Annotated in this window: 11 protein-coding genes; 7 read left to right on the forward strand and 4 right to left on the reverse strand. The window is 60.2% G+C overall.

Annotated elements, in window-relative coordinates:
• The first annotated feature begins 18 nt into the window (after positions 1 to 18).
• The 4 genes from RCAS_RS05815 (at position 19) to RCAS_RS05830 (ending at position 4,400) form a co-directional block, all read left to right on the forward strand.
• Positions 19 to 1,563, forward strand: a complete 1,545-nt coding sequence (locus RCAS_RS05815) for an ABC transporter permease (protein WP_041330280.1) — start codon at positions 19 to 21, stop codon at positions 1,561 to 1,563.
• A gap of 348 nt (positions 1,564 to 1,911) precedes the next feature.
• Positions 1,912 to 2,250: an ABC transporter permease gene (locus RCAS_RS05820; protein ID WP_198136011.1), complete on the forward strand. Its 339-nt coding sequence runs from the start codon at positions 1,912 to 1,914 to the stop codon at positions 2,248 to 2,250.
• Positions 2,251 to 2,518: 268 nt separating this feature from the next.
• On the forward strand, positions 2,519 to 3,757 hold the full coding sequence (locus RCAS_RS05825) for a sensor histidine kinase (protein ID WP_232280189.1): 1,239 nt from the start codon (positions 2,519 to 2,521) through the stop codon (positions 3,755 to 3,757).
• Positions 3,732 to 4,400 (forward strand): response regulator, encoded by a 669-nt coding sequence (locus tag RCAS_RS05830; RefSeq protein WP_012119669.1) that lies wholly within the window; start codon positions 3,732 to 3,734, stop codon positions 4,398 to 4,400. Before RCAS_RS05825 ends, RCAS_RS05830 begins: the two co-directional genes overlap by 26 nt.
• Before the next feature lie 89 nt (positions 4,401 to 4,489).
• Here the strand turns inward: RCAS_RS05830 and RCAS_RS05835 are convergent, their stop codons facing one another.
• Complete coding sequence (locus RCAS_RS05835; protein WP_012119670.1) at positions 4,490 to 4,996, reverse strand: DUF5946 family protein; 507 nt, start codon at positions 4,994 to 4,996, stop codon at positions 4,490 to 4,492.
• Between the two features lie 4 nt (positions 4,997 to 5,000).
• On the reverse strand, positions 5,001 to 5,591 hold the full coding sequence (locus tag RCAS_RS05840; RefSeq protein WP_012119671.1) for an ElyC/SanA/YdcF family protein: 591 nt from the start codon (positions 5,589 to 5,591) through the stop codon (positions 5,001 to 5,003).
• A gap of 258 nt (positions 5,592 to 5,849) precedes the next feature.
• Between RCAS_RS05840 and RCAS_RS05845 the strand changes: the two genes are divergently transcribed.
• Positions 5,850 to 6,533, forward strand: a complete 684-nt coding sequence (locus RCAS_RS05845) for a PIG-L deacetylase family protein (RefSeq protein WP_012119672.1) — start codon at positions 5,850 to 5,852, stop codon at positions 6,531 to 6,533.
• A gap of 3 nt (positions 6,534 to 6,536) precedes the next feature.
• On the opposite strand, the gene RCAS_RS05850 is transcribed toward RCAS_RS05845, so the two are convergent.
• Positions 6,537 to 7,739, reverse strand: coding sequence for a GNAT family N-acetyltransferase (locus tag RCAS_RS05850; protein WP_012119673.1), 1,203 nt, complete (start codon positions 7,737 to 7,739; stop codon positions 6,537 to 6,539).
• 156 nt (positions 7,740 to 7,895) lie between these two features.
• Entirely contained in the window at positions 7,896 to 9,191 is a 1,296-nt protein-coding gene (locus RCAS_RS05855) for a M16 family metallopeptidase (protein ID WP_012119674.1), read from the reverse strand.
• Positions 9,192 to 9,326: 135 nt separating this feature from the next.
• Here RCAS_RS05855 and RCAS_RS05860 point away from each other — a divergent pair, with 135 nt between their 5' ends.
• Positions 9,327 to 10,997, forward strand: a complete 1,671-nt coding sequence (locus tag RCAS_RS05860; RefSeq protein ID WP_012119675.1) for a hypothetical protein — start codon at positions 9,327 to 9,329, stop codon at positions 10,995 to 10,997.
• A 378-nt stretch (positions 10,998 to 11,375) separates the two neighbouring features.
• Entirely contained in the window at positions 11,376 to 11,627 is a 252-nt protein-coding gene (locus RCAS_RS05865; protein ID WP_012119676.1) for a hypothetical protein, read from the forward strand.
• Positions 11,628 to 11,634: the final 7 nt, after the last annotated feature.

The following is an 11,634-nucleotide window of genomic DNA, read 5'->3' on the forward strand; positions in this document are numbered from 1 at the left end:
GATGCCTTCGATGATGAGATGGTCCGCGCCGTGCGCCGCCTGCCAGGGGTCGCCGAAGCCGAAGGGCGACGCAGCCTGATACTGCGCTTCCGCACTGCTCCACACCGTCCCTGGAAGGTGATCGAACTTTTTGTGTTGCCCGACGATGGCGAAACACGGATGCGCCCCGAAATCGTGTTCGAACCCGACCACGCATCCTGGACACCGGGCGCGTGGCCCCCGCCGCGTCGCACAATCGTCCTCGAACGCACCTCGTTGCTGGTTGGCTATCTGGGTCTGGCGCAGGCGCGCCTCGATGACACCATTACCATCGAGACCGCCGATGGACGATTGCGCGAGATTCGTCTGTCGGGGCTGGCATACGATTTTTCGCGCATACCGGCGACGTTCATGGGATGCGCGTATGGGTACGTTGACCGCGAGACGCTGGAGTGGCTCGGTGGCGCACCTGGCTACAATGAACTCTATGTGCTGACCAACAATCCCGCCGACTCGCCCTACAACCGGCGTATCGCGGAGCAGGTTCGCGCGCATGTCGAGCGCGCCGGCGTGCGCGTCACGCGGATCGATGTGGCGCGACCGGGAGAACTGCCGCTCCACAACTATTTTCAGGCAATCACAATTGTGCTTGGCACTCTTGGCGCACTGGCGCTCTTTCTGAGCGTGCTGCTCGTCACAAATGCCATTACAGCATTGCTGCCCCAACAGACGCGGCAGATCGGCGTGATGAAGGCGATTGGAGCGCGCCCCCGGCAGATTGCCCTCGTCTATGCAGTGTATGCGCTCGCTTTTGGCGCGCTGGCGCTGTCACTGGCGCTGCTCGCGTCGCGTGTCGCCACCGAATCCTTCGTCAATTTCCTTGCCTATTTTCTCAACTTCAAGCTGGGAACCTTCACAACCCCTGCCGGTGTCATCGGGCTGCAAATCGGCATGGCGTTGCTGGCGCCGCTGCTGGCGTCGCTTGCACCGGTGCTCAGTGCAGCACGGTTGACCGTCCGCGAAGCAATTGCCGGGCAGTGTGAGGATCGGCGGCATTCCGGCGTTCGCATCGCGGCGTCCACCCGCGATGCGAACACAATCTCCCGGTTGGCGCTCGTCCCGACGCCGGTGATCCTCATGCTGGGCAACGCACTCCGGCAGCGGATGCGTCTGGCGCTGACATTGACGACACTGACGCTGGCGACGGCGATTGTCGTATCGGTGCTCAGCGTGCGCCGTTCGTTGTTCGAGACGTTTGAGATCATTCAGGCGACCTCTTGCCACGACGTGCTGGTGACGCTGGTTCGCCCGTATCGTGTCGCACAGATCGAACACCTCGCGCAGCAGACGCCCGGTGTGGCGTATGTCGAAAGTTGGGGCAGTGCGTCGGCATACCGCCTGCGACCCGATGGAAGCGAAGGCCCGGTCATTGGCATCATCCCCCGCCGCCTGAGAGTGCGCTCTTCACGCCGGAAGTGGTTGAGGGGCGCTGGCTGCTTCCCGGCGAAGACCATGCATTGGTTATCAGCGCCGATGTGCGACGTTTCGAGCCAGACCTGCGCGTTGGGCAGAACGTTGTGCTGAAGATCGGGAACCGCGAGGCGGAGTGGCGGATCGTTGGCGTCATGCAGGGTTTGCCGGGTATGCCGTTCATGTACGCCGGCCAACCATATCTGGCGCAGATCACCGGCGCCGTCGGACAGACGCGCGAAATTCGGGTGGTTGCTGTGGCGAACGATCCCGGCACACAAGAACGGGTGGCAATCGCATTGAGGGAAGCGTTGGAAAACGCGGGAGTGAGTGTTGCAGTGGCGCAGACACGCACCGAGGAGCGGGAACAGGCGGCTACGTTGATCAATATCATTGTCTCGTTTCTGCTCACCATGGCCATGCTGTTAGCAGTCATCGGCGGGTTAGGGGTTGGTCGGCGCCTTGAGCCTGAACGTTATCGAGCGCATCCGCGAAATCGGCGTCTTGCGCGCGATTGGCGCCTCGAATGGGGTGTTGTACCGCATCGTTATCGGCGAAGGCGTGGCGATCAGTCTGGCAAGCGCCGTGATGGGTATTGTGCTTGCGCTGCCGCTTGGCGATTGGTTGAGCAATGCCGTGGGAATGACATTTTTGCGTATTCCGTTGCACTATCACGTGGCGCTGGATGGCGCGTTCATCTGGCTGGCAGTCGCAGCGGGGATCGGTATCGTCGCAAGTCTCCTGCCGGCGCGCGCGGCGATTGGCTTGACGGTGCGCGACACGCTGGCGTATGATGGATGAGGGTTGCACGTCGCATGGTGGACGTTGCACGGTGAACATGAGAGGGTTAAAGACGCCCCCGACCCTTGAGGTTTTTGCCGGGGAACGAGGGGTGTGACAGAACCTTGTTGGTGGAACAGTGCATGCTGCTGGTGAGGATGCCGACTGACTCGATGGTCTTGGGGAAACCATGGGAAATCAGGCGTCGCCATGTTCATCACAGGGTCGAAAGCCCAGAACCGGAGCCTTCGGTGCGCTCTTCGATGCATTGCGCGCGTGGTGGCGCGCAATGCTGCCGGGCCGTGTGATGATCGTCGCGGTGGTCATGATTGTCGGCGCGCTGATCGCCGCCGTCACTGCGCAGCCTGATGCTCCGCTCTGGAAGCGAGGCGTGGTGGTCGGTGCGCTGAGCATACTGTTGGCGCTGAACCTGATCCCGCCTTTGTCCGATATTCGCCCGCGTTCAACGCCTCCGATCCAGACGGCGATCTATCTGATGCTTGCAAGTGCGCTCTACTTCGTTGCATTTAGCCTGAGCAGCGGAGCGGCGAGCACCGTCATTTCGATGCTCCTGTTCTTGCTGGTTGGACAGGCGACATGGACGCTGCCGCTGGCAACAGCGCTCATCTATGCTGGCGGCATGATGATCGGCGTGTGCGGGATGATCGCCTTCTTCGTCGGCCTGGAGGTGGCGCTTCAAAGTGCTGCAACGTTCAGTTTTGGCGTTGTGTTTGTGACGATGTTCGTCCGGCTTTCCCAGCGGTACGAACAGCAGACGGAGCAGGCTGAGGCGCAGCGCGCGCGTGCCGAGGAATTGCTGGCACAGTTACAGGCGAGCCACGACGAACTGCGCGCGGCGCGCGAACGCGAATTGAAAATGGCAGCAATTGAAGAGCGGGTGCGGTTGGCGCGCGATATTCACGATGGGCTTGGCCACTATCTCACCATCCTGAACGTTCAGTTGCAGGCGGCCTCACGCCTGCTCCAACGCGACCCGGAACGCGCCGCCGCGGTGATCGTCACGTGCCGCGAAGTGGCGCAGACAGCACTCGACGAGGTGCGGCGCAGCGTCGCCGCCATGCAGCCGTCGCCGCTCGACGGTCACTCGCTCGATGTGGCGATTGAACGTCTTATCGATGACTTCCGTCTCTCGACCGCCATCGATGTTCGCTTCGTGCAGGCAGGCGATCTGCCAGCGTTGCCGCAGACGCTAGCGATGACCCTGTACCGCGCCGTGCAGGAGGGATTGACCAATGCCCGCAAACATGGCAATGCCTCGCAGATTGATGTCACGCTGACATTTCTGCCGGAAACCGCGCGCCTGACGATTCGCGATAATGGTCAGCCAAACAATGGCGCGCACGAAGGCGGCGGTTTCGGATTGACCGGCTTGCGCGAACGGATTGAGCGGTTGGGAGGCGTGTTGCGCGCCGGTCCTCTGCCCGAAGGCGGTTTTCTGCTCGATATCATTGCGCCTGTGGCGCGCGCGAACGAGGTCCATTATGATCCGGGTGTTGCTGGTCGATGATCAGACCCTGATTCGCCAGGGAATCGCCATGCTGCTGGAACTCGAGCCGGACCTGGAGGTTGTCGGCGCCGTCGGCGATGGGCGCGCCGCCATTGAGGCAGTCGAGCGATTGCACCCCGATGTCGTGCTGATGGACGTTCGCATGCCGGGGATGGATGGCGTCACTGCCACGCGCGAGTTGCGCCGGCGATTCCCCGATGTTGGCGTCATTATTCTGACGACTTTCGATGACGATGAGTATGTGTTCGAGGGGTTGAAAGCCGGTGCGCGCGGCTATCTGCTGAAGGACATCAGCAGCGAGGAGATGGCGGAAGCGGTGCGCACGGTTGCGCGCGGCGAAGCGCTTATTCAGCCGAGCATTGCGCGCAAAGTCGTGGCGGAGTTCTTGCGCCTGGCGGTTAGCGCACCGGCGGCGCCGGAGCGTATGACGCCAAAATCGCCGAATGCGCTCACCGAGCGCGAACTCGATGTGTTGAAAGCCCTGGCGCGCGGCATGTCGAACAAAGAGATCGCTGCGGCGCTCGTCATTACCGAAGGCACGGTCAAGACGCATATCTCGAATATTCTGGCGAAACTCGATGTGCGTGATCGGACGCAAGCCGTGTTGAAGGCGCAGCAATTGCGGTTGTTGGAAGAGGGTTAGGGTTGAGAACTGAGAACTGGGAACTGAGAACCGAGAACCGAGAACCATGAACCAATCCCGAAACCAGAGAGCCTGGCGCTGCCCGCGTATCAGGCGATAACGAACGCTTCGTGCCAATCTGCGATGGTTTGTTGATGGAGCAGAGACCAACGCTGCCAGACATCAGTGATATAGTGTTGCGCTTCGGTGGTTCGTGCTTCTGGCGTGCTCTGACGCACAATGTCGGCGATGGTGCGTGTGCTGTTGAATGAGGGCGGTGTTAACCAAAAGAATCGTCCGCGCCGCGTGCCGCGCAAAGCGCGCTGCCGGACCCAGAGCGCGCGCTCCGGGTCAACCCCGCGCACCAGGATGGCATACAATGTCAGTGTATGCACCGCGACAGATTGGATCGCCTGATCGGAAGGGGTCCCCGGATGCTGGGCTGCATACGCATCGGTGATCAGTTGATTGAGCGGTGCAAACGCCAGCGGCGGTTCGCCCGCATTTACGAGCGCTGTAAAGATCGCCCAGCACGACGGTGATGCGCCAATATATCGATGGGATCCTCCATCGACCGCCGGCAAAGCGACGCCACAACCCGGGCAAATTTCCAGCATAGGTTCATATCCCCGCAAATACGTACTTTAGATAGCGCCAGGTCCCGTCTGCCACAGCATAGGGTTTCTCAACGACTGAAACAACGCCGGGAGATGATCCGTACCCTGTCAGCCCCTCGTCGCGTGCAACCTTGAGTGCGGTGAGCATCATTGGCGGCTCTGCCACGATAACGACCGACGAAATGCCCTGGATGCGCGCCAGGTTCGCTGCGGCGCGGATACCTCCGACCAGTGATGTGTTTTCTGCGAGCAGCAACGCCTGTTGCGGCAATCCCTGATCGATCAGGTACGGTCGAGCCAGCGCCACAAACATGGAATCGCCGGTTAGAATCATGCGGCTAACCATCCCGCGGCGGTAGAGATTGATGGCATGATCGCACTGCGCTTTTTGTTCGGGTGTGAGGGCGCTGTCAACCGCTTCACCGGTCACGAGTGCCGCGCCAGCCGGTCGCGCTTCGTCCCGGCTGCCCTGCACAACAACCATTGCTGCCGTCAACCCCAGCAGCAGAATTCCACCGGTCAGCACAGCCGCAATACCGCGACCGAGAGAGATGAGCGCGCGGGCAACACGCTTCAGGGGTGGACGTTGGTTCACAGGGCGCTTTCCTTGTTCAACATCTCAGTAATCGTTCGCGCTGCTAGCGTTGCAGGCAGCGTACCTGTCAGGCGAGTGACGAACACTCGCCCTTCACTCCGCTCGTCTCTCCTGCGGCGCGAACATGGGCACGACCTTTGGATCAGCGTTGACGCTCAGAATGCATCGCCAGGGCGCAGGTCGCATCGCCTTCATTCCCAGATGTTGGTATAATACTGCAACGACTGACTCAATACGCATTTTTCCAGAGACCCGTCTATGACCGACGAACCCAAACGCGCGCTTGTGATTGGCGCCCATCCCGACGACAATGAGTTCGGCGCCGGTGGAACCATCGCCAAACTTGCCGATCAGGGATGGGACATCACGTTCATCATCGCCACGAATGGCAACAAAGGCAGCCACGATCCGGCGATGTCATCGTTTCGCCTGTCGGAAATTCGCGAGCAGGAGCAGCGCGCCGCCGCCGAAGTGCTCGGAGTGCGCCGCGTGATCTTCCTGCGTAACAACGATGGTGAACTTGAACCGTCTCCGGCATTGCGCGCCGAATTCGCTCTCTACATTCGCCATTTCAAACCGCATGCGATCTACACTCACGATCCCTGGAAACATTATATGTTGCACCCTGACCATCGCGCCGTCGGCTTCGCCGTGATCGAGGCAGTCGTTAGCGCGCGCGACCACCTGTTCATGCCGGGGTTGGGACAGATCGGCATTGGCGTCTGGCGGCCCGAGGCGCTCTACCTGTGGGGCGCCGAGCAGCCGGACTACGCCGAAGATGTCTCGGACTACGTGGACCGGAAGATTGCCGCGTTGCGCGAGCATCACACGCAACTGGACGAGGTTCAGGGTTGGGAAGAGCGGGTGCGTCAGCGCATGGCAGAAGCGGGCAAAGAACACGGTTTTGCCGCAGCCGAGATGTTCAAGAAACTTCCGGTGTAACTCTCAAAATGCGTCAGACCCGGCAATCCAGGCGTGACCTGTCGGAAAGATTGCGTCGAGTGTCGGCAGAATCGTCGGCGCAATGCGCATGCCAGGGGAACGAGCAATCCAGTGCGCCGGACGAAAGCCGAACAGTAGTTGCACGAGCGCTTGCGGTGTCAGCGCGACTGTTGGCAGGTCCGGCGCATTGGCTTCTTCTCCCACAATCAACGATACATCGGCGTCTCTGATCTGTAATTGGAACGCTGCGCCGCCAGATGACCGGCGTCGCGCATCGAGCAGTGGCCTGATGCAGTCGAGCAACGTTAGCAGGTGTGCAGAGCGCGCCATCCATCCCTCATCGGGATGGTGAACGGAACGGCTCGTCAGGTTCAGATGATCGGCAAGGGCATAGAATGTCGGCGAGTCAGGCGGCAGAGACCAGTCGATCTCTGCCGCTTCCCTGGCAATGCTGGCGTGGTACTGGAGCAGCGCCAGTGCGGCGTGCCAGTTATCGGCGGCGGCTTCAATCGCACGGTTGCCCGGCGCTCGCGACGGCAGGATCAGATACCCGCATGCCTGCCCGTCATCATCGTATGCCAGGCATTGCGGATTCTCCTCCAGTCGCAACGCCAGATCGTGGCGCTGCCGCGCGATAGTGCGCACAAAACTGCCACAGTAGCCAGCATAGTGCTGTTCATACAGGTCGCGCAATACCGGCGCATCATCCAGTGTCGCCGGACGCACCGTGTATGGACTCCTGGGCATCGCAGCAAGGTGCGCCCGGTTAATGATATGGCGCGTGGTATCGAGAACGTCCACGTATCCGAAGCGGCCATAGAAGCCAGCGATGCCATCGAGCAGAATCAACCCCAAACGCCGTTCGATTGCGCGTGCCAGAGCATCGTGCATCAGCGCCGTGGCAACCCCGCAACCGCGCCAGTCTGGATGGGTGACGAGACTGGCGAAGCATCCGGTTGGAATAGTCACGAAGCCGACCCGCATGCTGCGTTCATACAGAATATAGCCGCCGACCAGCGTGGTTGCGACAAAGGCGCAACGCACCTGTCCGGGAACATAGTCCGGTGCGCACTCGACGTGCTGTTGCCAGCGCGTGGCGCTATGGAGCGCGTTGAGAGCGAATGTCTCCGCTGCGAGCCGGAAGAACGCATGGAGTTCGGCAGGCGTCTCGGCGGAACGGATGATAATGTCACCGCGTTTGGGCATAGTGGTTTCATCATACCAGAAGCGAGCGGCAAGCGGCAAGAGGTGCGAGGTGAGCGCAAAGAAAGAGTGTCTGTCACCTGAGAGAACGTGAAGAGTTTCCCGGGGAGCAGGCGAAACACGATGCTACGCTCCGCCCGGCACAACGGCGGGAAGCGGTCACGCTGATTGCTCCACTGTCAGGAGTTCTTTAAGGTCAGCAGCATCATCGTATGGACCGATGACCGCCATGTGCAGATGCTCGTCGCGCACGACGCGTTGTGCGACTCGCAGTACGTCCTCACGAGATACAGTTTCAACTTCGGCGACTACCTGCTCAATCGGAATCACGCGCCCATAGCGCAGTTGATGGGCGCCATTGCGTGATGCAATCGCCCATGTATCTTCGAGTGAAAGAAGAATACCGCCTTTTACCTGTTCCTTGACTTGCGCGAGTTCATCGGCAGTAATCCCCTCATTGCGCACGCGCCGCAGTTCAGCCATGACGGTTGCCAGGCACTCACGCAGGTTTGGTGGCTCGACGCTGCCGAAAACGACCCACTTTCCGGTATCGTGATGTTCGCGACTATAACTCCCAATGTTATATGCTAATCCTCGCTCTTCGCGGATTGCCTGGAACAGGCGCGACGACGGACCGCTGCCCACGACCGTGTCGAGCGCCAGCAGCGCGCGGCGATCCGGGTCGGTGTATGCCACGCCGCGAAAGCCAATGCAGAAGTTTCCCTGTTCATTGTCATCGCAGCGCAGCGTTAATGCCGGACCGGGAAGCGGCGGCTTGCTGGGCAGAAAGACTCCCGGCGCTCCTTCGGGAAGGGTATCAAACGCGGCAGCGACCGCATCAAGAGCGCGTTGCGGATCGACATGACCCGCGATCGAAATGACCATGTTTCTTCTGGTGTAGTGCATGCGCCAGAAGGCGACGATCTGTTCGACAGTCAATCCCGCAATCGTCTCTTCGCTGCCGGCGATGTCCCGTCCAAGTGGTTGATCCCCCCACATGGCCGCGTCGAGCAACAGATGCACCAGTTCCGAAGGCGTGTCTTCGGTCTGATGCAGTTCTTCCGCAATAACGCGCCGCTCTTTCTCGACATCGAGCGGATCAAAGCGCGGCGCCGTCAGCATGTCGGAGAGCACATCAATCGCGCGGTCAAAATAGATGTCGGCCACCTTGGCATAGTAGACCGTCGACTCAAAACTGGTATAGGCATCCAGGATTCCGCCGATGCCCTCGATAGCATCGGCAATGAGTTTGGGCGATGGGTGGCGTTGGGCGCCTTTGAACAGCATGTGCTCAATGAAATGCGCAATGCCGCTTTCGTGCCGCTCCTCATGACCGGCGCCGACGCCAACGAAACAGCCGACCGATACCGAACGCATATGAGGCAATGGCTCGATCAACACGCACAGCCCGCCCGGCAAGAGATGACACTGTGGAGACGATGGATAGGTATGCATGCTCCTTATTATACAGCGCAATTTTAATAAACATTCACCTTGAGCGCAGAAATTGCAAAGGGGTGATCATCCCCGGTTGATACTATCTACCGTGCAACGCAGATTCTGAGCCAGCAGAGATACAGGTTGACGATCATGCCCTACGCCCATGAACAGACCGAAACGTGGAACACGACCGCCGAGCAGATTGATGATATTCCGATTCTTATTGCGCATATGCGCAGAATGGGCTTGCCTCAGGCGCTTGATCGTCACATTCCCACACGCGCCTACTGGGGCAACCTCAGCGTTGGTTGGACTGCGGCGGTCTGGTTGACGCATCTGCTGTCGTGCAGCGATCACAAACCCGCCCATGTGCAGCAGTGGGTGGAGACCCATATCGCGGCGCTGCGCTGGTGCATCGGCAGCGAGATAACGCATGCCGACGTGGGCATTGATCGGCTCCACGATGTGCTGATCGGACTCAGCCAGGACGACCAATGGCAGGCAATCGAGACCGATCTGAACCGTCGTATGCTCCGCGCCTGGCCATGGACCTCTCGCCAGGTGAATCTGCGCCTGTACGAAGGGCGTTCGTGGTTTGTTGCGCCGAGCGGCGCCTTTCAGATCGCCAGAGTGCATCCCTGGCGCGCCAGAACGTTGCGCCAGTCAATTGTACTGGCAACGATCCGTGCGTCGAATCTGCCGTTCGTAACGTGGTCGTTCCCCGAGGATCATGTTCCACCTGTATTGTTCGCCAGGATACTGGAACGGATCTCACAGGACCTGCCCTCACAACGGCTTCGATTTATTGGTGACTCGCTGTTCGCTCCAGGACTCCGGGGTGCGGTTCATATGCGCAACGATGAGTACCTCTGCCCGCTCCCCGATACGCATCCCGATTCTCTCAATCCGCTCACAGCCCATTTTGCTGCGCATACGCCCGCATGCGCGGCGGGGCGAAATGGCAATCCTCACCATCTCACTGCTGACGACAGTATCGAATGGTACGCGCCGGTCAGTGTCGAGATCGATGGCGCGACCGTGGCGTGGAACGAGCGACGCATTGCTGTGCGTTCACCGGTGCAGGCGCATCGGCTGGAAGAAGCGCTCCGCACCCGGTTAGTGCGCGCAGAGGCGGCATTGCTTGCGCTCGTCGAGCGTAAGCGTGGGAAACGTCGTCCGCGTTCCCTTGAAGCGTTGCGCGAAGCTGCCCACGCCATCCTCGACAGTTATCAAGTTCATGGGTTGCTGCGCCTGGATTTTGCCGAGCAGGTCCAGGAGCGACTTGTCCGCCGGTACCGCGGACGCCCAACGGGCATGCGCGTCGAGCGTGATGTGGGCCTGAACGTTTCGACCGATGCCGACGCGCTTGCGCAGGCGATCCGACGCCTGGGCTGGCAAACCTTTGTGTCCAACATTGCTCCGCACGACCTGTCCGCCGACCGTATCCTTGCCATCGCCGCTCCGGTCTCTGGATTCGAGCGTTTGAACGGTCGTCCGCTCTCGTTGGCGCCACATGAAGTGCATACTCCCGAACTGGAGACCGGACTGGTGCGTCTGCTCGCTCTGGGGCTGCGCACTCTCGCACTGCTGGAAACGATTGCGCGCGACCAATTGATCAAGGAAGAGGTGCTGTCCGCTTCGGACAGCGAACGTGCGGCATCGCGCACCACCGGCGAGCGATTGCTCGACGCCTTCCAGGATATTATGCTCACACCCGGCATCAATCAGCGTCTAGGCGCGATCACGCCGCTTTCACCGTTGCAACAGCGGGTGCTGCATCTGGTGGCGTTGTCGCCGGATATCTACCGGATGCCCGGGTAATACCAATGACGATTGAAGATGCCGCATTCTTGTCATTCCGAGCCCTTCGCTTCGCTCAGGGTAAACGCAGCGAGGAATCTGAGCATGTTGCGCACGACCCCTTCTTGTCATTCCGAGCCCTTCGCTTCGCTCAGGGTAAACGCAGCGAGGAATCTGAGCATGTTGCGCACGACCCCTTCTTGTCATTCCGAGCCCTTCGCTTCGCTCAGGGTAAACGCAGCGAGGAATCTGAGCATGTTGCGCACGACCCCTCGCGCTGCTCGGGGTGACCATGCCGGATGGTCACAGGTCATTGGTATAACGCGGCGCTGCTCACTCTCTCAAAAGTATGGTACCATATGCCTCGGAAGCATTCTGGAAGAGCCTGAGGCATCGCCGATGAAGACCTTTGATCGCATCTGGACTGCGCTTGCCATTGCGCTGATGATCCTGCCGTTTGCTGCGCTCGGGTACGAACTTGCGAAAAGCGAGTCCCTTCTCACAATTGCCGTGTTTGCGTGCATGGGTGTGCTCCTCTTTGGCACGCTCATCCTTGGTTTGCGCGCGAAACCGAAATCGCCCGGCGATACGCAGGACGCCGAAGAAGCCGAGTCGTCGAAGGCTCCTGCGTCGGTTGCAACGCGTCGATAGTTGTTGC

It is taken from the genome of Roseiflexus castenholzii DSM 13941 (assembly GCF_000017805.1).
GTDB lineage: Bacteria > Chloroflexota > Chloroflexia > Chloroflexales > Roseiflexaceae > Roseiflexus > Roseiflexus castenholzii.